Origin of the sequence: Corynebacterium sp. MSK004, from assembly GCF_030232515.1 — a bacterium.
Taxonomy (GTDB): domain Bacteria; phylum Actinomycetota; class Actinomycetes; order Mycobacteriales; family Mycobacteriaceae; genus Corynebacterium; species Corynebacterium hesseae.
Map to the genome: position 1 here is coordinate 151,824 of NZ_JASPKB010000004.1, position 23,611 is coordinate 175,434.

Annotated in this window: 16 protein-coding genes, 1 tRNA gene and 1 pseudogene; 2 read left to right on the forward strand and 16 right to left on the reverse strand. The window is 51.1% G+C overall.

Features of this window, described 5'->3' with window-relative positions; translation table 11 throughout:
• Positions 1-25: 25 nt before the first annotated feature.
• The 15 genes from QP999_RS06345 to wecC form a co-directional block, all read right to left on the reverse strand.
• Positions 26-2,554 (reverse strand): glycosyltransferase family 4 protein, encoded by a 2,529-nt coding sequence (locus QP999_RS06345; RefSeq protein WP_284847898.1) that lies wholly within the window; start codon positions 2,552-2,554, stop codon positions 26-28.
• A 76-nt stretch (positions 2,555-2,630) separates the two neighbouring features.
• Positions 2,631-4,736 carry a glycosyltransferase family protein gene (locus QP999_RS06350; RefSeq protein WP_284847899.1) on the reverse strand — a complete coding sequence of 702 codons (2,106 nt, stop codon included), beginning with the start codon at positions 4,734-4,736 and terminating at the stop codon, positions 2,631-2,633.
• Entirely contained in the window at positions 4,733-6,121 is a 1,389-nt protein-coding gene (locus QP999_RS06355) for a glycosyltransferase family 4 protein (protein ID WP_284847900.1), read from the reverse strand. Before QP999_RS06355 ends, QP999_RS06350 begins: the two co-directional genes overlap by 4 nt.
• 48 nt (positions 6,122-6,169) lie before the next feature.
• Positions 6,170-7,456, reverse strand: coding sequence for a nucleotide sugar dehydrogenase (locus QP999_RS06360; protein ID WP_284847901.1), 1,287 nt, complete (start codon positions 7,454-7,456; stop codon positions 6,170-6,172).
• Positions 7,457-7,464: 8 nt separating this feature from the next.
• The gene (locus tag QP999_RS06365; protein WP_284847902.1) at positions 7,465-8,460 is read right to left on the reverse strand and encodes a Gfo/Idh/MocA family protein; all 996 of its coding nucleotides are present in this window, start codon (positions 8,458-8,460) and stop codon (positions 7,465-7,467) included.
• Positions 8,460-9,560, reverse strand: coding sequence for a DegT/DnrJ/EryC1/StrS family aminotransferase (locus tag QP999_RS06370; RefSeq protein ID WP_284847903.1), 1,101 nt, complete (start codon positions 9,558-9,560; stop codon positions 8,460-8,462). The genes QP999_RS06365 and QP999_RS06370 overlap by 1 nt, the downstream gene beginning before the upstream one ends.
• On the reverse strand, positions 9,553-10,155 hold the full coding sequence (locus QP999_RS06375) for an acyltransferase (RefSeq protein WP_284847904.1): 603 nt from the start codon (positions 10,153-10,155) through the stop codon (positions 9,553-9,555). Before QP999_RS06375 ends, QP999_RS06370 begins: the two co-directional genes overlap by 8 nt.
• Positions 10,156-10,308: 153 nt before the next feature.
• On the reverse strand, positions 10,309-12,492 hold the full coding sequence (locus QP999_RS06380) for a glycosyltransferase family protein (RefSeq protein ID WP_284847905.1): 2,184 nt from the start codon (positions 12,490-12,492) through the stop codon (positions 10,309-10,311).
• Complete coding sequence (locus QP999_RS06385; RefSeq protein WP_284847906.1) at positions 12,489-13,433, reverse strand: hypothetical protein; 945 nt, start codon at positions 13,431-13,433, stop codon at positions 12,489-12,491. Before QP999_RS06385 ends, QP999_RS06380 begins: the two co-directional genes overlap by 4 nt.
• 80 nt (positions 13,434-13,513) lie before the next feature.
• The gene (locus tag QP999_RS06390; protein WP_284847907.1) at positions 13,514-14,506 is read right to left on the reverse strand and encodes an ABC transporter ATP-binding protein; all 993 of its coding nucleotides are present in this window, start codon (positions 14,504-14,506) and stop codon (positions 13,514-13,516) included.
• The gene (locus QP999_RS06395; protein ID WP_284847908.1) at positions 14,490-15,428 is read right to left on the reverse strand and encodes an ABC transporter permease; all 939 of its coding nucleotides are present in this window, start codon (positions 15,426-15,428) and stop codon (positions 14,490-14,492) included. The genes QP999_RS06390 and QP999_RS06395 overlap by 17 nt, the downstream gene beginning before the upstream one ends.
• A gap of 113 nt (positions 15,429-15,541) precedes the next feature.
• Positions 15,542-17,659 carry a glycosyltransferase family 2 protein gene (locus QP999_RS06400; RefSeq protein WP_284847909.1) on the reverse strand — a complete coding sequence of 706 codons (2,118 nt, stop codon included), beginning with the start codon at positions 17,657-17,659 and terminating at the stop codon, positions 15,542-15,544.
• Positions 17,656-18,231, reverse strand: coding sequence for a hypothetical protein (locus tag QP999_RS06405; RefSeq protein WP_284847910.1), 576 nt, complete (start codon positions 18,229-18,231; stop codon positions 17,656-17,658). Before QP999_RS06405 ends, QP999_RS06400 begins: the two co-directional genes overlap by 4 nt.
• Before the next feature lie 20 nt (positions 18,232-18,251).
• Positions 18,252-19,565: a glycosyltransferase family 4 protein gene (locus QP999_RS06410; protein WP_284847911.1), complete on the reverse strand. Its 1,314-nt coding sequence runs from the start codon at positions 19,563-19,565 to the stop codon at positions 18,252-18,254.
• 59 nt (positions 19,566-19,624) lie between these two features.
• The gene (gene wecC, locus QP999_RS06415; RefSeq protein ID WP_284847912.1) at positions 19,625-20,890 is read right to left on the reverse strand and encodes a UDP-N-acetyl-D-mannosamine dehydrogenase; all 1,266 of its coding nucleotides are present in this window, start codon (positions 20,888-20,890) and stop codon (positions 19,625-19,627) included.
• Between the two features lie 167 nt (positions 20,891-21,057).
• Here wecC and QP999_RS06420 point away from each other — a divergent pair, with 167 nt between their 5' ends.
• Both QP999_RS06420 and QP999_RS06425 read left to right on the forward strand, forming a co-directional pair.
• Positions 21,058-21,936, forward strand: coding sequence for a hypothetical protein (locus QP999_RS06420; protein ID WP_284847913.1), 879 nt, complete (start codon positions 21,058-21,060; stop codon positions 21,934-21,936).
• A 985-nt stretch (positions 21,937-22,921) separates the two neighbouring features.
• Positions 22,922-23,128: pseudogene (locus QP999_RS06425) on the forward strand (IS256-like element ISCau1 family transposase); the annotation flags it as partial.
• A 241-nt stretch (positions 23,129-23,369) separates the two neighbouring features.
• Here the strand turns inward: QP999_RS06425 and QP999_RS06430 are convergent.
• Positions 23,370-23,442: transfer RNA gene (locus QP999_RS06430), tRNA-Asn, on the reverse strand.
• Positions 23,443-23,611: the final 169 nt, after the last annotated feature.

Genomic DNA, 23,611 nt, shown 5'->3' on the forward strand with positions numbered 1-23,611 from the left:
GGCACGGGACTTCTTAGAAATCAAACTATCTTTCCGAGTCAGAGGAAAGAATGGAGTTCTCCAGAGATGCCAAATATTCTAGGTATTCCAAGGCTTTTTCCTCTTCAGGGAAAAACGCGTCTGCTGACGCCTGTAGTTGGCCGTTCGAAACCGCGCTGGCAACGCTTCTAATTTGCGCTCCAATCGTTGACACATCCACTGGTAAATGTGGCGGAGTTATCTCTAGCTCGTCAAGAATTCTAGGGTCGTATGCGGCCAGCACTGGGATCCCCTCTTGCATCGCGGCCAACGCTGCTGTTGTATGGAATCCGCTACCAATCCTATCGATGAGCATCGAAATATGCTTGTCACAGCCCTTCTGCGCGTCAACATCGACAAATCGGAAAAACTTGTTGTTCTCTCGAATTTGGGTCAAGGTTAGCTGGACCGGGCCCGGCCGATTTTCGGACAAAACACCAATACAAATTGGTTCAGCAGACTGCAGATCCTGCTTCTTAATTGTCACACGAGACAAATCGAAATTCGGGAGCCACTTAGAAGGAAGGTCTCGCTTCAAGATTCCCGGAGACGTAGACAGAATTGTCGCTCCACGCTTTCGGACAATTTCCCGTGCCGATTCACGATTTGCAGCGAGCCTCAGAAGTATTGACTTATCCAAGGATTCCCAATGGGAGCCAGGGGATAGTGCCATCTCTTCAAATGGGTCAGCTAGCTCATCTTCAGATTCAAATGCATAAAGGCTGATACCCGAACGCTTCAATTGGTGCTTGAGATTTAGTCCAGCCCCTAATACTCCTTCAAATAGCGGCTCATAATCTAGGGTAACGAGTCGATCGGCCATCTGGATAAGAAGTGTCCACGTGCGAAGTTGCTCATCAATCGAACCATTTGCACTTCCCAAAAGCAACCATTTAAGAGGCGCCTGCTGCAAGTAGATTTTCCCCTTCCAAGCGAGTGCAGCAGTTTCATCACTAGATGCCAGCAGCTTAAGCAGCGGATACGTTCGATTGAGCCTTGCTCGCCTAAACGGCGGCACTACAACAGGAATATCAGAAACTTGTTCGGTTTCAGATGATACTGCGACAAGGCCATTCCAAATCTGCTTTAGGATAACTTCTTGAGTCTCCCAAGAGTGCGCATCTCTAATCTGTGCAACTCTTTCTTTATAGGCAGGGAGATCTTGCAAAACCTCCCGTACCGCTTTAGCGAGAGAATGGGGATTACGATCCTCATGAACACTTCCCACCGCTGATTCACGGATAAAAGTTCCTTGGGCCTGCAGGTCGGTTCCAACGATTGGCAAACCAGCCTGAAGGTACTCACGGATCTTTGTAGCCAAAGCTTGGTGGTGTGCCCTGGTACTGTATAAGGGGCTCAACCCAATGTCGGCACTAGAAATATAGCTCGTCACGTGTTTCGACGGCACATAATCCACAATATGAACACGGTCTGATATGTTGTTCTTCTTGGCGAGACTCACTATCTCTGCTCGGGGAGCCTTATCTTTTGAGCCTACAAACGCCAAGTGCACGCCAGGCAGCAAACGCATGGCTTCAACCGCAGTAAAAATACCACGTCTTTCAGCAAGCTTGCCCACATACACAGCCAAAGGCTCATCGTCAATCCCTAGCTCTTTACGCAGAGAGCGGCGCTGAGGGTCTACATTTTGCAACTGCTTACCGCTAGGGGCGTTTACTACAATGCTCGGTGCACTTTCGAGATGGTGACGCCTTTTTAACTTGGTAGCTAGTTGATCAGAGACAGTGATGACGTGATCAGCGAACTGAATCATCTCAGCTTCAAGTGCGAGCCAACCATAACGGTGCCTCGCTGGTCCGCTAAATCGCTGTCCAGGCAGGTACTCATGGGCATCATAGATCCAAGGGACAACCACGCCTTCCTTTAATTTCTCCTCGTGGTACAACTTAGCGGCAGACATTGGATGGCGATCATGGACATGGATGATATCAGGCTCTAGTTCACGAAAAGCCCTGAGAAATAAGTCCTCAAAGCCGCTGATTTGAGGCCAAAGATAGGTAGCCTGCCCTGGTTGACCACTGCGAAGCCACAATTTTAGATTTTGCTTATTTATTTTGGCGCGTACAAAACTTTCCCTAGTATCAATTACGCGTTGAAATGCGGGGGCCAACTTTTCACTGAAGTCGAAAGTTGGTTCAACACTCTGGCTAAAGTAGTTCGGCGCGACCAAGCGAGGAAGGTTTCGCAATGACATGAGAAAGTCAAACTTGTCCTGTGCCCGCGTTTTGAAGTCCAAGACTTCAGTTCTGATCCTGCTATTCTCTTGGTCAATAAGATCTTCAACCGCAACTACTTCTTTTGGCTGACTACGACGCCACTCAAGGTATTCGCTCCAATCGGGGACGAGCCTATAGATTGGGATACGCTCGTATGAACCAAACATGCTGACATCGCGCTGCTTAATGCCTACGACTACGACCTCATAGCCACAATTGCGAGCGCTTACCGCCATTTTTTCAACACGAGAGTCGCCTTCTACCGTGTTACCGACAGCCATAACCATGAGTGGTTTCATTTTTCTCCAATCCCCAGCCAGTCCTTGATCGTAAGTGCTTTCACGCTACAACCGTTTCCGATCTAAAAATGCCGCTTCACCGCAGCTCTCTGACCGCAGTTACGGCGAGAGAAGTTATTTTTTCCAACCGCATTGCCCAGCTATGTTGTTTCCAAACCTCTTGCCAAGAAACAGAATTCTCCCTCTCCAGAGCACAATATATCGCGGCTTTCACTGCAGCGGCGCCATATTGAGTTCCAAATGTGACGCCTAGGCCACCGAACAGCCGATGTACCGGAGAGTCCTCAAAGCACAAGATGGGAAAGCCCTTTTCTAGATATGAAACGGACTTATAAGGAAACGCGCCCTTTCCATAATCCGATTCGAGAAGAAGTACGCCATAAGCTGTCTTAGTGCGTGGACGATAGTCCTTGAATTCGCCGTTTAAAACGCGGATGGAGGGAGAACCATTGATCTCAAGCCTTTCAAGCTGGTCAAAAAGTGCCTGTTCTTCTTGCGGTCGCACGACAAAATCGAAATAAGCCGAAACGGCTCCGTTTGTTTCATCAAGGAAAGCAGCTACGGCTTTGAGGTAAGAATCCATTCGATATGCTGCGCCGATTCCACCTGAATAAACGAAGGTGGTTCCATCTTGATGCCCCCGGACTAAAGCACACGACGAGTCAGTTAGCCCAGGAGGAAGCTCATCATCGATAAAAACAATTCCTCGATTGGCCGCTAGAAGTCTCTCGAACATTTCCCTACTTTCAAGGGACGGCGCAATGAGTGCTCCGAAAGAATCTCCAAGGCGTTGCAATTCAAATAGCCCAGATTCTAATACGCCGCTAGGGGGACCGTCGGGAAACATTTCTAGGTCAAGCCAGTGGAGATCGCGAACAAACCATAAGCTTGGCGCTTGGGACGCAAAAGAAACTAGGTCTAAAAGGCGATAGGCCTGTATAATCTCGTCTCTACCTTGCACTGGATTGGTTGAGTTTTCTCCGTAGATCAGCACGCAGCGCTTTCCGGATTCTAGCCAGTGTTTAACCAGCTTCGAACGTCTCCCCAGAAATTCGGCACTAAAGGCTATCTGAAGTGTTACCCAATTATCGGCCATTTCCAAGTAAAGATTTCGAATTCTCTGAGGCCGAGCGCCATTTGAACGGTTTTCTACCGCTGCTACTGAGAAAAATAAGCTGAACTCGTCGAAGTCGCCGTAGTCCTCCCAATAGCGTGGAATGTCGCTATTCAACAAGGTGTCGACGATTGAAAACAGGCTTCGTCCCTTACCCAGCGGTCTTCTAGTCGACTTTCGATCTTGCCCATCAGGATTTTCTAGAAATCCGACTAATTTATCGATACCAAAAACGGACAAGCCGACATGATTTCTAGCTAGTAAACGCGATTCAATTCGTTCCACAGCAAAATTTCGACCGAGCGGTGCATTTTGTGACGCAGCCACAACCAAAGAATCAGCGCCACCCCCAACAAAGTAGAGAGAAGAAAACTCTTGGCCGCGCAGACGCATAACATTCCGGAAGGACCTGCCCATGGTGAAGTCCTTGTACCAGTAGAACGAGTTTGCAGAAACGAGCTTGACCTTCTTACCCTGAGAACTCAGCACCTCTTTAAGAGTCGCAATTTGAGCTTCCATGCTAGGCGATGGGACGCTAATATCCTCCGGATCGACGACTACACCGAGGCACTCCGCCGAGTCATCTAGCATATTGATAGTGCTATCAGAGGAAGAAAGGTCCCAAAGGAAGTGAGGAGCCTTCGAGCCTAGACTCGTTGCTTTACTCATCTCCCATTCATTAAGTAAAATTAGACCTGCAGACAGCGTCGAAAGCTCTTCGAAAGCCTGAGCTTTAGCACTACTTCTCCTTTTGGAAAAGTCTAGTTCGCCCGGTTGAAGAATCGAAATTACGGTCTGCGATTCGACGCATCTCGCTGCAAAGCAGCTAGGCCAAATTCCGATGCCCAAGACAAGCCCCACCCCGTTTTCAGAAACAAAGGCGTTAAACCATCGCGCCGATTCCAAACCGCCATCATCATCAAGCCAAGCAGGAACTGGGACATCGACTCCATATAAATGACGTTCCTTCAGGTTAAAGACAATTGGATTATATCCAGCAGCTCTAACTTCATCTAAAACGAGTCCCACTAGTGGGCCAACTCTGTCTAACATCACTAAGACGTTCATTTAAGTTCCAATCCCGCCCTTGATTCCAGTACTTCCAATTCTTTTGCTACGGTGTTTGATGGGCCACATTGCCGACGCACCCGCTGTGCAGCACATTTCGACATCTCTAAGAATTTCTCCGGCTTCTCAAACAGAGCGATCAACTTATCGACTGCATCAGCAACGCGCGATTCTTCAAATTGAATTGCACAGGAATCATCAATAAACTCAGGAATAGCGGTAACTGGGTTAGTAACTGGGATCAATCCTGAGCTCATCCCCTCGTCACGTGATACGCCTTGGGTGTCAAAGCGTGAGGGAACTAAAAGAAAACCGTGTTTCTTGTGAAGTTCTGCGACCTCTTCTTGTGAAACGAATCCACGCTTAATCTCCACATTAGGGTCATCACGAAAATCGTCAAACTCCGAGAAATAGTTCCCATCACCGACAATTGTTACTTCGAGTTTGCTCCAATAGTCAGTGTTTTTAAGAGAACGAAGGAGAGCTGCCGCGATGTCTGCACCGTAATTCAACGCATGGGCACTGCGGACCCACAAGAACTTGAATCGCTGCCCAGCGTCCTTCTCTTCATATTGGAACAGTTCTCCATCAATCACATTATGGACTACTGCACTTCGGGGCTCATCGAACCTAACACCCAGGTCTTCAGAAGCAGCTGTTCTCCACCAGTCAGAAACGAAAAAGAACCTGTCCACCTTAGAGTCAGTAGCAACAAGTTCCTTCCATAAGTCCTCATTGCGAAGAGACCGCTCTATACGACCATCCAGCATTTTTGGGTTACGGATCCCATAAGGTAGTCGACTCCAATTACGTACTTCATACCCGTGAACGAAAACCGCAAATGGTATATCAGCAGGAACCACCTGTTTAAGGACGTACCACATTTCTGAGTTCATAAAATGAACACTTATGGAGGAAAACTCATAACTAGATAAAAGGCCGACTAGTTCGTTCACATACCCAGCGAGCACAGGCACACCATCATGAATATAAACGTCTGGATTGACCCTTTTTCCAAAAGCTACTACGTCTACGTCCAGACCTGCCTTTTGGTATAACTTCACTCGCCGGTGGATGAAACCGTTTGCGTACTGCTTCTTTGCTGAAGGATACTCGTTTGCAAGAACAAGGTGGCGGGTCCGCTGTGCCTGCCCTTCTATATTTTCTCTAAGGTACTGTCGAACGAAGCAGTATTCTTGTTTGGTTTGCAGGTCTGATTGGGAAACCCTGCCCAATCCTTCGCCAACGCTGAATTTCTTTCGAGTCTTCCTGAGATAGGCATTCTCATTTAACAACCGTGTTAACAGCTCTTGCGAATCAATTGTCTGTGGCAAAGGCCGAGATATGTACTCGAAATCCTCAAAACGTGCGTTGGATCCATACATTGTGTTGATAGGCTTGTGTGGTTTCTCTCCATTAAGTGTTTATTTATGTTAGCCGATAGTCAGTCGCGGAGTGCCTATCCATTTTCTAGCATCCGTGATTCTACGACCATCAAAAATAGCTCGGACCCCGGGGAAGTCCTCTGGCGAAATATCCTTGTATTCGCCATGGTCTGCCTGCACAATAACGGCATCTACTGGAGCGCCAAGCTCATAGGAGTCCCAGCCAAAGTCTGCAAGCTCAGTCGCGCTATACATTGGGTCGTGAACCAGAACCTTTGCTTTTCGCTCGCGAAGAGCCTCTACCGTTGCAAAAACACCAGAGAATGCGGTTTCCTTTACACCTCCTCGGTATGATGCACCGAGCACGGCGACTCTCAAACCGCTCAGGTCTCCAAGCAGGTTCGCAAGTTGGCTCACACAATATCCTGGCATGGTGGAATTAAACTTACGTGCCTCACGGACGACAGTGGCGTCTTTATCAGTAGACAGGTAGAGACGTGGGTAGACCGGAATGCAGTGACCACCCACCGCAATACCTGGACGGTGGATATGACTAAACGGTTGCGAATTACACGCATCAATAACCTTGTAGACATCAATTTCAGCCGTATCTGCGTACACCGCAAACTGATTGGCCAATCCGATATTGACGTCTCGATAGGTAGTCTCAGCGAGCTTAGCCATTTCCGCGGCTTCAGCGGTACCCATATCCCATACTCCATTGGCACGAGGTAGGTCGGGGCGTTCATCAAATTGAAGGACTTCTTCGTAGAAATTAATTCCCCTGCGTGTTCCCTCGTCGTTCAGACCACCAACAAGCTTTGGATAGCGACGCAGATCCTCGAAGACCCGACCAGTAAGCACACGCTCTGGACTAAAGACTAGGGCAAAATCCTTGCCTTCTTCCAGCCCCGAAATTTCTTCGATCATTGGCTTCCAACGATTACGCGTAGTACCAACTGGCAAAGTTGTTTCGTAAGAAATGAGAGTATTAGGAGTCAGGTATTCAGCTAGCGACTGTGTAGCTTGATCCATCCAGTTGAAGTCTGGCTCCCACGTCTCGTCATTGACAAACAAAGGTACAACTACAACTACGGCATCGGCCTGCGGAATCGCTTCTGAGTATTCAGTAGTCGCGCGCAATTTTCCTGCTGGAACGAGTTGTTTTAGATACTCATCGAGGTGTCTCTCGCCGGGGAAGGGTTCGTGTCCTTCATTAATGGTGTCTACTAGCTCCTTATTGATGTCTACTCCGACAACATCATGCCCGGATTTCGCAAACTGAACGGCGAGTGGCAATCCGATTTTGCCAAGTGCTACAACTGCGATGTTCATCTTCTCTCCTACAGGTTTAGTTCCATTAGACGGTGGTTGCGTGCCGAATCCAAGATGCTTTCAACGACCTTCATGGTGTTCAAAGCTTCTTCCATGGTGACTACATTCTCCCCATTACCAAGAATTGCGTCACGGAAATTTTCATGCTCTACTGCAAGCGGCTCTCGCTTATTCAGTGCATAACGGGTAACAGTACCTTCAGACACGCCACGGAAGTTGCTAACTTGATCCCACTCAATTGGGGCAATTCCGTTTTCGTAATAAGTAAGGTCCCCCATTACGGTCTCGGCTACTAGTGCACCGTTTTCACCAACAACGACTGTCTGACGGTCCTTAAAGGGAGTAAGCCAATTAACTAAATGATTGACGATAACGCCATTCTCCAGTTCACCAGCCACAGAGACCATGTCTTCGAATTCACGGCCCGCGCGATACGCAGTCGTTGCAGAAATGCGTGCGTAATTTGAACCAGCTACCCAAGAAGTCAAATCAATATCGTGGGTTGCGAGATCCTTAACGACACCTACATCCGAGATTCTTGCGGGAAACGGAGACTGGCGTCGAGTAGAAACCTGGTAGACCTCTCCCAAAAGACCTTCTGCGATCTTCTTTCGCATCTCAAGTAAAGCTGGATTGCAGCGTTCTACGTAACCAACCGCCCCTACTAGCTTCTTCTCTTTGAAAGTTTTGACAAGCGATTCAGCTTCTTCGAGGGTATTAGCTAACGGCTTTTCAACTAGCGCATGTACGCCAGCCTCTGCCAAGGTGCTAGCTACTTGGTAATGATGAGCGGTAGGTACAGCTACAACTGCTGCGTCGATATCATGTTTGAGAAGCTGTTCAACGTTTTCATATACTGGCAGCCCTTCGGCTACACCAAACTTATCTCCAAAGGGGTCCGCAAGGGCAACAAGTTCGACTCCGTCGAGAGAACGAACATTACGTACATGATGGCGCCCCATCGACCCCAGGCCGATAACCGCATAACGCAAGTTCTTCGCCATTATGCACCTGCCTTTGCTAACGCATTAACTGCACCGACAATACGTTCCAAATCGTTCTTGGACAATGAAGGATGAACCGGCAGAGACAAGCATTCATTGGCAGCCGCTGCAGTTTCAGGCAATTCCAAACCCTTCGCAAAGTGACTTAACGAATCGAGCTCATGGTTCGGGATCGGGTAATAGATTCCGGATCCGATCTGATACTCATCACGGAGAGCATTCATAAAACCGTCTCGGTCTTCAGGTACTCGAATAGTGTACTGATGATAGACGTGAGTCGCCTTCTCATGAACCTTCGGAACAACTACTCCGGAAATATTTGCGCTTAGAAAAGCTGCGTTCTCCTGCCGAATCCTAGTCCATTCCGGCAATTTCTTTAACTGAACACGACCAATTGCCGCATGAACATCAGTCATTCTGTTGTTATATCCAACAACCTCGTTGCGGTACCGCTCTTCCATTCCCTGATTTCGGAATAGACGTGCCCTTCGGAGAAAATCCTCATCCTTTGAAGAAATGAATCCTCCCTCTGCGGAAGTCATATTCTTCGTTGGGTAAAAGCTAAAGGCACCAAAGAGACCTATTGTTCCAACATACTTGTCGTCCCATGTAGCCATATGGGCTTGAGCACAGTCCTCGAATAAAAGAAGATCGTGTTCCAGTGCTAGTTCTTGAAGCCCATCCATATTCGCGGGATGACCATAAAGGTGTACTGGCATAATCGCCTTTGTCCGCTCGGTGATCCTTTCCGAAACGTCCTTCGGGTCCAAAGTGAAGTATTCATCAATATCGCTAAACACTGGTGTTGCACCTGTAGCCGCGACCGAATTCGCAGTTGCAGCAAATGTGAAGGACGGCACAATAACTTCATCGCCTGGACCAATTCCTGCGGCTAACAGACCAAGATGCAACGCCGAAGTGCCAGAATTAACCGACACGCCAGATACGTTGTTCAAAGCATCTTGAGAAAACTCGTCTTCGAACCGAGCTGTCTCGGGTCCCTGGGCAATCATGCCGCTTTGAAGCACACGATCTACGGCTTCACGTTCTTCATCACCAATGATTGGCTTTGCAGCAGGAATGAAATTCTGATTAGTCATTGTAAACCTTTAACTTTCCGTCTACCTCGATGAATTCTTGTCCAGTTATGGGACAAACAAAAATGCTTTCTTTCCCCTCCACCGGTACTAACTTGTGGCCCGATTTTCCTACCCAACCAATCCGCTTCGCAGGAGTTCCAGCCACCAAAGCAAATGGTGGTACGTCCTTTACGACTGTCGATCCCGCAGCCACCAAGGCCCAAGCGCCAATCTCGACCGGAGCCACCAGAACACTTCTTGCACCAATAGCTGCGCCTTTGCGGACAGTCACCCCAACTGGTTCCCAATCGCTCGCGCTTTTCAATGTTCCATCTTCATTAATCGCTCGAGGATACTGATCATTGGTCAAAACTACCGCCGGCCCAATAAAGACCCCGTCTTCAAGCTTTGCTGGTTCATAAACAAGAGCTAGATTCTGAATTTTGCAGTTATCACCAATTTCGACGCCTTCGCCAATGTATGCGGCTCGGCCAATAATACAGTTCGTTCCGATCTTAGCGTTCTCGCGCACCTGCACTAAGTGCCAAACTGAAGTTCCATCACCGATTTGAGCATCAACAGAAACTTCAGCGGATTCAACGATACGTGGCGCCACAGCTCTCCTTATCTTCCTGTTATTATCGTTCCACAGCAACGCCAGACAGGATTAGCGTTTGGACAATCCCATGATAATACATACCCACAGATAGGGCGATGTGAGGTGAATAATCAGATCTAAGTTCCCCTATTTTGGGAGAACCTACGAACGCTACCGCCGTCGATTCCCAGACGTAAACAGGAGCTCCCATTTGGGTAAAACGGTTTTACTATCCCACCGCAACGCAAAACTCCTCGCAGCTCTGCCATTCTCTTCAAAAATCCTTAAGTCGCGATTTTGGAGAATTCGGCCTACGCGGCTCTCCCTGTCCCAACCCTCAGCATGTTCTCGGAACACTTCGCGAACTCCTGGGCGGTCCCAAAACACGGGTAGGGTACGGCCAGCCATGCCTTCTGCAGGAGCAAGGTGAAAGCTTTCTACCTCGCTCGGGGAAAGAATAAATCCGATACCCCGATTCCAGGAAGCGATATCTGCACTAAACGAATCAAAAACTACATGCTCTTGAAGTAATTGACTTTGGGCGATACGTCCAAAAAACTCTAAATATAGCTGCTTTTCCACCGGATCCTGCCAAACATGTGGATACTCCCAAGGCATACGCCCTTTAATACGCAGGGTATAGCGATTATCAATCGCTACTAGATCTTCGATAAGATCGAGCGCTCGGTCTGGACGCTTAAGGAATGGCACGATTCCTACAAGCCCAAGAGTGAATCGGGCTGATGCAGTCTTTGGCCTATCAAAATCGAGCAAATCTAGCGTGTTTGGTAAAACAACCGTCTTTTCTTCGGGCAATCCGAATCGTCTGATTGCTTCAAGACGTACCCAATCTGAAACGAAAACAAGCGCTTCGACGTTTTCCCATTTAACGTCCTTCATCCAGCGACCATTGAGCTCAAATCTATGAAGTCGAGAAATCAGCCGAGTCTTCTCCGGAAGATTATTTGAATACCACGCGAGAGAAGGGCCAGCCCATTCACAAAAGACTACATCAGCCCATTCAGCAAGATTTGCACTCACCTCACTGTCATGGGTATGCAGTGTAGACCACTCGTCCTTTCGCAGTTCAAATTGTGGATTGCTGTCTAAAAAGTCCATCAGCTCGCCCATGAACTTCAAGTCATGAGAAGCCACCACAAGTCTGCATGGCATAATCCCCTGACTATTTTTGTTTAGGGACAATACACCCGAGCGCTCAAAATAGGTTTTAAATCGGGACCGCGCTTGCTGCATTGAAAAACCGGCGCTAACTCTTGCAGCACTTTGACGAGCCTCATCCATGCGATTCAAACCCTGGGCAATTTTGCTTGCCACGGCTTCAATAGAATCATTCGCTCTCACAAAAAAGGGGAACTTTTCGCCCCAAAGCCGCCGATGGTCTTCTGTCTCATTAACAATTGGGATCACACCCGCTGCGCCATATTCCAATGCTTTAGTTGACACTTCGAGACTTGAATCCAGTTCCACGGAACGCCATCCGAACCCGAAATGGGCCCTTTTGATCTGCTCAATCGACGCTGTACGAGGTAGAGCACCGTGCCACGTCACCCCACTCTCTGGATCAGAATTTGCTTTCTCCAGAGCATTGCGCATTTTTCCGGCCCACGTTGGATCCCCCTTTGCACTGTTAATCTTTGCGCCTACTACATCAAGGTGAGCATTCACCCCCAATACTTTTAGAGCTTGTGGAAGCTTCAGCATCTCAAGCGTCCGCCACTCTCGTGCTAGCTTTCCAGCGTAGACAATCCGAAAAACTTCTGTGTCTGTGCTCGGAAAAGCTTCTTCGTCGACAAAAGCATATTCGGGAATCATAGGAGGGGCAAGTAAGACTTTGCCCGCTGCCTGCGGAATTAGAGATTCCCAGTACGAACGAGCTGCTTCCGTTTGCGCGAAAATCTTGTATGAGTGCTCTGCAATATAGGTGAGGCTCCGAATCTTCGACGCGGACAACTTACTCGGCGGAAAGGGAAGATCAGTTACGTATGCCCATAGTTTGGGTGAAATTCGCTTATTCGAGCCAAAATCACAAGCAGCTTGGAGGCCTCGGACCACTACGGCGGCAGCGTCAGTCTTTTCTATAAGCTCTTCCACAGCATAAGCTGCCTCCTGCGTGCTTAACGTCGCGCCTTGTGTAACACCTAGCGGTTCATGCACGAAGATATTATCTAAATTATCGATCGCTTCCAGCAAGGTACGATTCTGCAATTCAGTCTTTAATTGAACATGTACCTCGTCGAATACACTGGCAAAAACTTCGGAAATCGACATCAACCAAATCGACGAACCGTCAATAACATTGGGGCTTACATCTCCATAAACTACAACAGCGGTCATTTAAGACAATCCTTTGAATGTGTGCTCGGCTGAATTTCTTTATCTACCCTTACTTCATTGCTGTACATTGCTCGGAGCACCGGCAAATAAAGGTCGTCCTCCCAGTCCCAATTGGCAGAGCCTTCGTTGAATATAACCGTAGCTTCGCCGCGAAGCTCATCCGTAAAATGGGCCGAAAATTCGCTTGCCTGAACGATAACAACCATTCCGTATTCCTTTGCCCTAGAAATGTGCTTTATAAGACGAAAGAATTCAGCAGTTTTTTGTGTTGTCAAAATCCCATCCCATAAGCCCTTCTGAAGCTGATTCTCATCCACAATAAGGTAGCTAGCATCGGGATCAGGGCTCCCCAAAAGGTGCGGGGCAACGATTCGACGTACCTGCGCTATCGCCGATAAGCTATCCTCCAAGCAAGTCGAACCAATGAGTTCAATCTTTCGCTTCCATGCTTCGCGGGGAGCTCTCATGAGGGCATAGAGCACATCCTCACTGTCCTCATTCATTACTTGATCTGCAGCAATACGCCCTGCAGTATGCGCCGACGGACGCCCGATAATTTCTGACGCCGGAATAGTGGTCGGCGCAAAAATGCTTTGATGTTGTCGCCTTGGATTATCAATTTCATCGTGTGTACCTGAGGTGAGCAGGCTAAGCGACTGCCGTTCAACCAAGCGATTCTGATTTTGGATAGCAGTAGACGCCTCTGCGACTTGTGTCTCGAGGCGAGCAGTACGGAGAAGAGCCTCTTTAATCAATCCCTCCGAATGCTTCCGCGCAGAAATGGACATTGAGACAAAGAGGAATCCTATTACTCCTGCTCCGATGGCAAATATGTTCACAGCTCGTCGGTCATCTACCACGAAGGTAAAGAGAAGCAGAACGACAGCGCATCCTGCCAATAAAGTCAGTCCTCGCCCTCGGCGAAAAAAATCAAGCACCATACTAGTCAATCCTTTGCGTACCCAAAAAGTAATACCAACCGAAAGCTAAGCCGATTAACGACCCGGTGACATAGCGTATGTTATGGCTCTCTGCCAACCGGCTTTTCAAGGAGCACCATGGGTCGCCGGTAAGCAGCCGTGACTTCTGCGAGAAAATCGTGCGCAGGCTGCTTCTCTTCCCTGCCCATGAGTTTTGCCCATTCGTGATACTGTGCCGCAACTACATTGGTTGGGCCATCGGCGATGATTCGGCCCTTTGAAATCCAGATGGCTCGGTTGCAGTTATTCTCAATTTCCTTGATAGCATGCGAAACCAAGAACAGATTTCCGGCGCGTTCAAGGAGCTCGTGCATTCGGGCGCTCGCCTTTGCACCGAAGGCAGCGTCGCCAGTAGACAGAGCTTCATCAATCATAAGGATGTCAGGCCTCACTGCTGTCGAAATTGCGAAGGACAGACGCGCTGACATACCGGATGAATATGTCTTCATCGGCCGCCTGATCGCATCACCGAGTTCGGTCCAGTCCGCGATCTCTGGAATTTGTGCCCTTGCGTCAGCAGGACTCATTCCCAGAGCTAAGCATCCCAGATAGATATTGTGTTCCCCGGACAAGTCTGGCTGAAGTGCCGGGGATACGCCCATGAGCGTAGGTTGAGAGCGCGTCAGAATCCGCCCAGATGTTGGGGCTAAGCCTCCGGCGATCATGCTCAACAGAGTCGACTTTCCTGATCCATTGAGTCCAATAATGCCGATCGATTCACCAGGTAGCGCGATAAGCGAAGCATTATCGATTGCATCCACGACGGTTTTTCCCCGACTCACGCGAATCATACTCGCATCTGAGGAGCGGCCCTGACTAATTACGTAGCGCTTGGACACGCTGTCTACGACAACATTCGCCCGCTCGACGTAATTGATGTCAAGGTCGGAGTGCGACTGCACTGCTGCTTCGCCCGCTGCTGGTGCTTCTATATAGCTTCCCTGCGATTGCTCCTCGCGCTGCCCAGTCTTGTCCTTCTTTTTCGAATCTCGGTACTCTCCACGTGCTGCGGGCAACTTAGACGAGTCGGACATATTTATCCTCCGCCCTCCAGAAGAAGATAAAACCAACCACAAAGGCGCCTACACTCCAGGCCACAAGCTCTCCCCAAGTCTCAAGGCTAGGTGCGGTGCGATAGATAGAAGCGTCACGCACCGCAGTAAGGAAGATATAGCATGGATTGGCTGACATAACTTGGTGAACAGCTGAGTGCTCGGCGAATCTATCAATGGAGAACATCACACCAGACAAGAAGAAAAGTCCACGCGTCACAAGCCCCAGAATGGTTTTTGCTTCAGGAATCTGAGCTGTAAGGCGAGCTGTAATCATCATGAGCCCACATCCGAATATATGGATCAATACAAAAATCGGCGCTACAAGTATCAATGTCCATGAAGGCCACGTTCCCCACTGGAACAGAAATGCGGCTAGCAACGCAACCAAGGCTGGTAAGACGTTATCGATCATCGACCGTAAAGTCATCGAAAAAGGAATTGATGCACGCGGAAATTGGAACGCCCGAATCATAGAGCGTGAGGATTGCATTAAGCTGATGCCAGAATTCATCAGCCCCGTCATCATCGACATAAAGATAATGCCGATAAAGAGAAAACCGATAAAGTTCTCAATGCCCCTGGAAGTCTTCAGCAGTATTCCGAACAAAAAACCATACAGGGCCACATCGAAAAGTGGGTTTAGGACGAGCCACAGCTGCCACAGGCGGTAATCACGGGTGGTCCGCAGCGCCTTTGCCCGCGCATCCGCGACAATGAAGAAACGGCGCGCCCTCAGTTGCGAAATGTACTCACCCAGAGTCGGGCGAGTAGCCAAAGGATGCAGCCCTTCGGGGTTTACTATCTGCACCCGGCCCTCATGCCGGGCAACCTGGGCATTGAGCTCTTCAACTCCACGCTGAGTAGTTTTGGAGCTTCGCCATTTATGGCGTGCCACATGCATCAGCCCTTCCAGTCCTTCATCAATTTTCGAGTGCTATGACACTAATGTGCCCACTCTCGGTCTATCAAGAGAAGCGTCTACTCCCCGCAGACCGAGTTTTACTAACGCGTATTCTACTCAGACTTCCCTAGAAGTTCGTCTAGCACCCCGCCCGCTTGTACAAGATTTCCTGAAGACGTGCGGTACGTCAACGGAAGCTTGGATAGCGGCGATTCTGGAACTACGATTCCCCACACTGCCGTTCCGCTGCCGACATAGTCGGCGTACTTCGAAGGCAAGAATGGATTGACACTGAAAGCTGATCCCACCGTATCGGTGTCATTGACCACCAAGGCATCACAACGAGTGGCGACGTTTAGAAACTCCAGATAGGGTACGTATCCGTTGATTCGGATAAGCCCTGCCGCAGGATCCCCCCACAACTGTCGCTTTAGCTTTTCCGGTTTCGATGTGAAGATGTGCAGGACAAACTTCTCGCGTTGTGGATAGTCCCCAAGCGTGGTCAAGACATCTCCTATTCCGCGGTTGGCGTAGAAATTTCCGAAGTAAGCAATGTTGATGCGTTCTGGGTCAAGGACATAATCCGACTCCACCAAGTGGTACATGTCCGCTGTCGGGGAAACATGGCGCCGGACGGTCGATTTTTCCCGAACGAAAGATTGAAATTCCTCCGGATAGCGCTCCAGCATCACCTGCTGTTGATTTGCATTGGTGAAAATCACCTCATCTGCATAAAGAAAGGCGACAAGCTCGGTGAGCTCGAAGTGAGTAGTGTACGAGAATCCCGACCAGTCAGAGCGCTCGACCATCTTCCGCAGTCGATGGGTTGTAGTACCCCTCGTTAGCTCGCCCGGACGAAGCGTGCCGTCCACACCGACGCTCAAGGGATCGGAGAATTCTGCTTCCCATCGGGTACCCGGGTGCTTGTCTTTGAACAACGCGGCAGCGACATGGGATCCAGACCATAGGGCGCGCGAGTACATCGACTCATAGTCGCCCTGTTTTCTAGCCCGTTTGCTTGCTTTGCGTGCTGCCTGGCGTGCGTAGGAGCAAATCGCTCCCCAATGCGCGAAGGAGGGCACGACATCGATCTCCTCGGCGTGAACCAGGTAGGGATCGACAATCAATCTAGTTGAATCATCACGCCCTCGAACGCGCTGCATGTTGGCATAGAAAACGTCAACAAGCTCTGCATCGTTCCTGATCACCTTCGCTGTCACATTGGCTGAGGTATCAGCGTAGGGAGGGAAGCAATATGAAAACACCAGGCGGCTAGCCCGTTCCTGGCGGAGGTGCTCCCAATTCAAACCGGGAACGCCAGCATCCACGGCGGTGTCAATTGCGCGTTGCACCTCGCCCGGGTGTGTTGTGAGATAGTTCTCCACGAAACCGAACTGGGCTTGCTCAAGCTTTTCTAGTGCGCGCGGCTTGGTGTCTGCTTCTTCGATTTCTCGAAGCTTAGCAATGCATTCGAGACGCTGCACCACATTGAAATCGAAACTCTCACGCTGCCGTGAAACCGAGTCGGGGCGAATCGAGCGCACGTAGGCGGCCTTCTCCTCCGCCTTTGGGGTGTGAAGAAGCAGTTCTGGGCAGCTGAGGAAGTTCGCGAAATACGCCACATCCTCGCCGGAACGGAGTGACTCATCGTAGCGGTAGCGCTGAGCTAGTGCCGTTGGAATGATTTTGCTGGCATTGAAGCCAAGCGCCCACGGTGCGGTGGCAACTGGGACCGTCGTACCTCGCAACGTCGCAATGCGGGCGTTGAGGGAGTTGTCCTGCGTGGATTTTCCGTCGATGGTGTCGACGATGGGCAAGAGAGTGATCGCGCCGTCATCGGCGTGCTCGAGGCCAGTTTCGAGGTGCCTAGGTTGAATGGTGTCATCGTCATCGAGAAAGGTGATGAAGCGACGACTTGCGGAGGCGATTCCAAGGTTACGGGCGCGTCCGGCACCGGGAGCCAGACTGTGCAGAACCCGAATCTTTAGCTCGGGGAAGCGGCTGGCCAAGCTGTCGTGCAACGCGATCTGCGTAGCCTCTCCTCCGGCATCGGAAACTCCTGTGCCATTGAGGATGACGAGGATCTCGATGAGGTCCTTTCTCAAGCTTTGCTCTGCAAGGGAAGTAAGAGCAGAACCGAGGTTCGTGGCGGCGATGTCACCTGTCGTCTCTGATGCGGCGGCGACGAATGATGGGATGACCACGGATAGGCCAGGCAAGAGGTTGTTCATCGGATCTTCTCCAGAACTTTGTACACCACAACCACCATAGAACCCGGGAGGTACTTCTTCAGAGGTTTGGCTACTGGGGTGATACGAGAGATGACAAGGCTTCTCAATGACATTTCAGGGGCAGCGACGCTGGGGAAGGCCTTGGATTCGACCGGAGTTGTGGCAGCCTTAAGCCCTTCCACCCAGTCTGCACACGAGCGGTCCTGTTCTGTGGCAGCACCGATGCGAAGCTGGAGCCAACTCTCGGTGAGACGGCTACCTGTAATCGACAGATCGTGGCTGTTTTGCGCCAGCGCTATCTGTTGGAGCCGTACCGTATCCGACCGCGGGGCCCAGTACTCAATGTGGCGATTCTTCGTCGCATACTCGTGGAGAATCGGCAAAGCCTCATGAGTTTCGGTATCGACGAGAACGAGTGGGAGCTCAGCGATATCAGCGAGCTGTTCCGCGGTAAAGCAGAATGTTATTGGGGATGTGGCCGGTGGGAAAGAAAAAGGTTGTTCGGAGGACTCCAGCAACATAGCGTAGGCGGAGTCCAGCGGCTGAAACCTGTCAAGAGAGGATATGCGCATCGTTGAGCCTTTCTCCTGCCCTATGGTTTTTCCTGTTGGTTGTTCACCGCATAGACGATATCCAGAAAAGCTTCGGGCACAACCTCATCCCGCTGGGTGGCGACCCACTCGCGCCCAGAAGGGGAAACGGTGAGCTTTGAACGGTCGTCGATAAGCGCAGCCCATGCCTCAGCGAGTGCTTCTGGGTTCTCCGGAGGAACAACGATGCCTGCGCCGAGCTCTTCGATGAGACGTGCTGCTTCGCCTTGGACCACCGCAGTGGTGTGGACGCCCAACGACATCAACTCGTAGGTCTTCGACGGAACCGTGCGGTTGAGCGGTTCCCAATCAGTCAAGTGCACTAAGGCAGTATCAGCCCACTCGTAAATGTTCTGAAGCTCATCGGCGGGGACTCGATGCTCGATTGTTGCGCTGATTCCCAGGGATTCAATCGTGGCCTTAGTGGCATGCCACGTTGCACCATCGCCTACGATGCGCAGGTTGATGTCGTAACCACGGTCTTGAGCAATCTTGACTGCCCTCACGGCATTGCCGATCTTCTGCGCGCGTCCCACCGTGCCGGCGTAGAGGACATTCAGTTCTTTGGAAGACTGCTGTCCTTTGTCGCTGGCGATGAACTCGGTCTTGGGTGGAAAGACGTTACGCACCGTCCGGATGCGACGAGCACCAGCCATGCCCCTATTGACATCTTCTTGTTCCATGTGCTCAGTGAGGTCCTGTGACGTCGTCATGACGCCATCAGCGTGGTGCAAGGCGTGGTTCATGGCACGCTCAGTCAGCGCCGCGAGCAGTTGGAAAGGCCCCTTGGTCAGGACAATCTCACGAATAGAGCGTTTGCCCGTTCCTGAATTCCAGTCACCTTTTTCTTTCAGTAGTTCCGGCCACGCATCACGAAGATCGATGATGTAAGGCGTGTGGAGAATTCTGGCAACGAACTGGGTAACAACAGCCGTCGGCAAAGCCGGAACGGTGCCAATAACCAAATCTGGATTGAAGTCCGTGAGCCGCCGGCGCTTGGTCACTTGCATGAACAGCATCGAGGCAGCAACTGAGGCTTGGTTGAGGATACGGTGCGTCAGTGAGGGGCCGGCTGGAAAGAAACCGGAGCGCAGAATCTTTTCGCCAGAGTTCCCAGTTTCTAACTCATTAGTGCCAAGAATGCTCTTTCGCGAAAACCACTGCTGAAGCCCGAGGCGGCGCTGATAATGCGGTGGTGGCGCGATGACAAGGACCTCATGTCCGGCTTGGACAAGGATTTTGACCAACCACGACCAGCGGCGCTGCGGAACTCCATTCTCGGGAGCCCAGTATTGAGAGAGAACGAGAATCCTCACGCTTCGTGCTTCCTCCTGGCTTTCAGGTAATGGTGAGTGGCTAGTCTAGCCGCTCTATTTTAGCGCCAAATACCCTTGGTATCGATAACTGTCTTGCCGTCGAGCAGAGACTGATCAAGGTCAACGAACTGCTGGTGGTTGACTAGGAGAAGGACGACGTCGGCAGCCGAAATTGCCCCCTCGGTGTCCTGCTTTCTCAGGTTTGACAGGTTGCTCAGCACAGGTGGCAATGTCTCCACGTTGGGCTCGACAACGCGGATATCTAGTTGCGGGTTATCCACGCCGAGGCGTTTAACGATCTCGAGGGACGGCGATTCACGCAAGTCATCGATATCATTCTTGAAGGCAATGCCAAAGGCGGCAACAACAGGATCCTCCTTGCCCTCCAGTGCCTTGAGAACCTGGTTGATGACCCACTGAGGCTTGCCATCATTGACGTTACGCGCCGTGTGGATCAGCTTTGCTTCTTCAGGTGCAGCGGAAACTATGAACCACGGGTCGACTGCGATGCAGTGTCCGCCCACACCCGGCCCAGGCTGCAAGATGTTAACGCGAGGGTGGTGATTGGCCAGCTCGATGAGCTCCCAAACATCGATTCCAAGGCGATCACAGATAAGGGAAAGCTCGTTGGCAAAAGCGATATTGACATCGCGGAAGGAGTTTTCCGTGAGCTTTGCCATCTCAGCGGTCGTGGCATTAGTCAGAAGCAGGTCCGCGGTGCAGAAGGTGGCGTAGAGGTCACGGGCGAGTTGGGCGCCCTTCGGAGTCAGGCCGCCGATGACGCGGTCATTATTTTCCATTTCTTCCATGATCTTGCCGGGAAGAACGCGCTCCGGGCAGTGGGCGACAAAGATGGCATTCTCATCCTCGTCATTGAGGGACAGGTCAGGGCGCAGCTCAATGAGATGCTTGGCCATATTCTCCGTGGTCCCTGGTGGTGAGGTGGACTCGAGCACTACAAGTGCGCCGGGTTTCAGGTAAGGAGCAAGTGCTTCGGATGCCGCACGAATGTACTTGGTGTCTACGCTATGGTCCTCTCGAAATGGAGTGGGAACACAGACAATGTAGGCATCGGCATCGATCTGTTCCGTCTGGGCCGAGAGAGTTCCCTCCTCGACGACTCGAGCAAGCAAATCCCCGAAACCTGGTTCAAAGAAAGGCACCGTGCCGGCGTTGATGCTGTCCACGGCATCCTGATTCACGTCGATGCCGACTACGGGGATTCCCTTGGAAGCTATGAACGCCGCGGTAGGAAGGCCGATGTAGCCAAGGCCAACGACGCTGACCTTGCCAAAGGCACGGGAATCGGTTTTGTTCGGAACCATGTCCGCCTTTCTATTAATTCACTGCCAATTACGGTAGCACGGTGACGGTTACCGGCTTGCAGTCGAATGGACCGATGTCAGTGTTTTGTCTCAGCCCATATTTCATTCCTGCTTCCCCTGAGTGAGCATTCCCAGGTGTGCTGTGTGTAGGACTACAGTAGATGGCTATGGCACTGAGGAGAAACTACGCGCGCTACGGCGCTTCAACTACTTTTTTCGATTCCGTCGAGGAGTTTCTCTACTCACCCGTGCCCACTAGCTCTTCCGAGGAAGCCGAGGCGATTTCGATTCGGTACGGCGCTGCATTCATGGATGTGCTCGTTGAGGACCGTGGCGCCGATACCACGATCGTGTTGTTTCACGCGGCGATTAACCTGGCGAAGACCACTCTCCCTATCTTCATTGGGAGGCAGATGGTTGAAGGCGTTGACGCGAACATGGTGTACATCTCCGATCCATCACTCGACCGAGGCACAAATATTGGGTGGTTCACAGGGGATGAGACGCGACCATTTCAGGAAGACCTCACTTCCTGCCTGACTCATATTTTCGCTAGCTTCCATCCTGGTACACCTGTCGGGGACCTGGGCAAGAAGGCAATCTTCTTCGGCGCTTCAGCCGGTGGCTTTGCCGCGCTGTATTTTTCACATCGCTTCCCCGGTTCATTAGCCGTAGTGTCAAACCCCCAAACCCATATCGGACGCTACCTTGAGCCGCAAGTAAAGGCGTACCGCAAGAAATGTTGGAGTAGCCGGAAGCTTTCCGAGACCACCATGACCTTCGACTTGGTTACTGAATACGGCAAGGGTTTCGAGAATTACGTGGCTTACCTTCAGAACAAGGATGATGAGCTGCACTACACCCAGCATTATCTGCCATGGTCCCAGGCCGTGGCTGAGCGCCCGCAACAGTGGAGGCTTCTCCTCGGGGATTGGGGGCAAGGTCACGCCCCTGCCCCACAAATGCTCCTCACCGGAATTCTCGGCTACGCAGCATCACTAGCTGGCGATTGGGAGCGACTCTTCGAGGACGAAATCTTCGCCTAAACACTAAAGCCCTGAGGTATAGGATTAGGGTTAAGGGTCAAAATGCGTGTCTAGTTCGGCGTGTCGCTGGGGCTAAATTTGCCGGCTTTCAGGCCGGCCGACTGGCCGTCGACGGTGTTAGTGAAGTCCTAGTCGTTGGGATAACCAGTACGGCCGACGGTGCGCTAGGAAATGCCGCCCAGGCAGCAACTACTACGCCACCGTCCCAACGTACGCGACACTAGAGCCATTTCATTGAGCTAGTTCCGTTCAGATTGTCGGCGCAGCGCAGCAGGAGATGGGCTGGGCCGACACTGCTGCATTGGTGACATCGGGGTGAATCTTGTTGGCGGAGAATCACCTGGTTTATACCGCCATCGGTCGAAGCCTCATCTGTTCGGTTCGTTGCATCTTGTATCTCCACCTCAGTGCTAGTGTGGTCGATTTTTGGCATTGAATCCCCACACCGCCGTTAAATACCACAGATTGGTAGCCGCACCGTGGATTTGGCGTCCCAACGACAGATATATGCTCCCAAAGCGTATACTCTGCGAGAACCTACAGGTCAGCCCCTAAAAATCCCCGATTCCAGGGCTTAAGGGACATTTCGTGTGGATAAACCGATACGGGTTCCAAGGGCAGCCTGGGATAATGCGGTGATCTTGATTTTGGATCGGTTCCAACAGCCCGATCGGCGAAATCAACACCCGATAGTCCTGGGCCTGTGGTAGGTAACCTGCAGCTGATGCGGCAAGGCCCATTCCTACCACTACGTCCGCTCCAAAGTCCCCTGTAGCTCCATTGGAACCAGTCAGACATGGCTTAAGGCACATTTCGTGTGGATAAACCGATACAGATCCCCGGAACAGCCTGGGATAATGCGGTGATCTTGATTTTGGATCGGTTCCAACAGCCCGATCGATGAAATCAACACTGGATAGTCCTAGGTCTGTGATAGGGGGACCGCTGCTGGTGCGGTTAGGTCAATTCCTATGGCGACGTCCGCACCGAAGCCCCTGTACATCCACTGGAGCTATCAAGGCATCAAGACTTCGGACGCCAAGGAGAAAAAGCCGCACGCGCAGCCTGGGCACAAGAAGAACGTAAACGACACGGCCACCCCGACGGGCGACCCGCCACATTCGATACCGGCATCGACAATGAGTGGAACCCCAGCTTAGGCGTAAGAAAAGGATGGGCCGGACGCGCCTAAATCCACACGAAATGTCCCTTAACGCGACACGCCGCAAATCCACACGAAATGTCCCTTAAGCCTCAGACATCGGGCTTCGAACGCAAAAGGGAAAGCAGCACGCGCAGCCTGGTCGAAAAAGAACTCACACGACGCGGCCACCCAGACGGGCGACCTGCCACATTCGACGCCCACATCGACCACTTTCTGGCCCTTACCCCTCAAAAAGCAGTAAGCCGCCTGTCACCAGGCGGCTTATTTGCTCCTCCAACTGGGCTCGAACCAGTGACCCTTCGATTAACAGTCGAATGCTCTGCCAACTGAGCTATGGAGGATTATGCGTATGCTGCCGAGCAAGTGACCTTGCCCTGTGCAACGAGATGTAACTATATAAGGTCTTCTCCAGAGATCACAAATCGCCTGCACAACGACCATTTACATATACTTAGTGTGGCGCCTTTCAGTCCTGTCTTCAAGCAAAGCTAGACTGTCATCAGGTAACAC

What these genes read in the sequence shown, in the direction of transcription:
- QP999_RS06345 (WP_284847898.1), bottom strand. Translation starts at nt 2,554, where the DNA reads ATGAAACCACTCATGGTTATGGCTGTCGGTAACACGGTAGAAGGCGAC.
- QP999_RS06350 (WP_284847899.1), bottom strand. Translation starts at nt 4,736, where the DNA reads ATGAACGTCTTAGTGATGTTAGACAGAGTTGGCCCACTAGTGGGACTC.
- QP999_RS06355 (WP_284847900.1), bottom strand. Translation starts at nt 6,121, where the DNA reads ATGTATGGATCCAACGCACGTTTTGAGGATTTCGAGTACATATCTCGG.
- QP999_RS06360 (WP_284847901.1), bottom strand. Translation starts at nt 7,456, where the DNA reads ATGAACATCGCAGTTGTAGCACTTGGCAAAATCGGATTGCCACTCGCC.
- QP999_RS06365 (WP_284847902.1), bottom strand. Translation starts at nt 8,460, where the DNA reads ATGGCGAAGAACTTGCGTTATGCGGTTATCGGCCTGGGGTCGATGGGG.
- QP999_RS06370 (WP_284847903.1), bottom strand. Translation starts at nt 9,560, where the DNA reads ATGACTAATCAGAATTTCATTCCTGCTGCAAAGCCAATCATTGGTGAT.
- QP999_RS06380 (WP_284847905.1), bottom strand. Translation starts at nt 12,492, where the DNA reads ATGACCGCTGTTGTAGTTTATGGAGATGTAAGCCCCAATGTTATTGAC.
- QP999_RS06385 (WP_284847906.1), bottom strand. Translation starts at nt 13,433, where the DNA reads ATGGTGCTTGATTTTTTTCGCCGAGGGCGAGGACTGACTTTATTGGCA.
- QP999_RS06390 (WP_284847907.1), bottom strand. Translation starts at nt 14,506, where the DNA reads ATGTCCGACTCGTCTAAGTTGCCCGCAGCACGTGGAGAGTACCGAGAT.
- QP999_RS06395 (WP_284847908.1), bottom strand. Translation starts at nt 15,428, where the DNA reads ATGCATGTGGCACGCCATAAATGGCGAAGCTCCAAAACTACTCAGCGT.
- QP999_RS06400 (WP_284847909.1), bottom strand. Translation starts at nt 17,659, where the DNA reads ATGAACAACCTCTTGCCTGGCCTATCCGTGGTCATCCCATCATTCGTC.
- QP999_RS06405 (WP_284847910.1), bottom strand. Translation starts at nt 18,231, where the DNA reads ATGCGCATATCCTCTCTTGACAGGTTTCAGCCGCTGGACTCCGCCTAC.
- wecC (WP_284847912.1), bottom strand. Translation starts at nt 20,890, where the DNA reads ATGGTTCCGAACAAAACCGATTCCCGTGCCTTTGGCAAGGTCAGCGTC.
- QP999_RS06420 (WP_284847913.1), top strand. Translation starts at nt 21,058, where the DNA reads ATGGCACTGAGGAGAAACTACGCGCGCTACGGCGCTTCAACTACTTTT.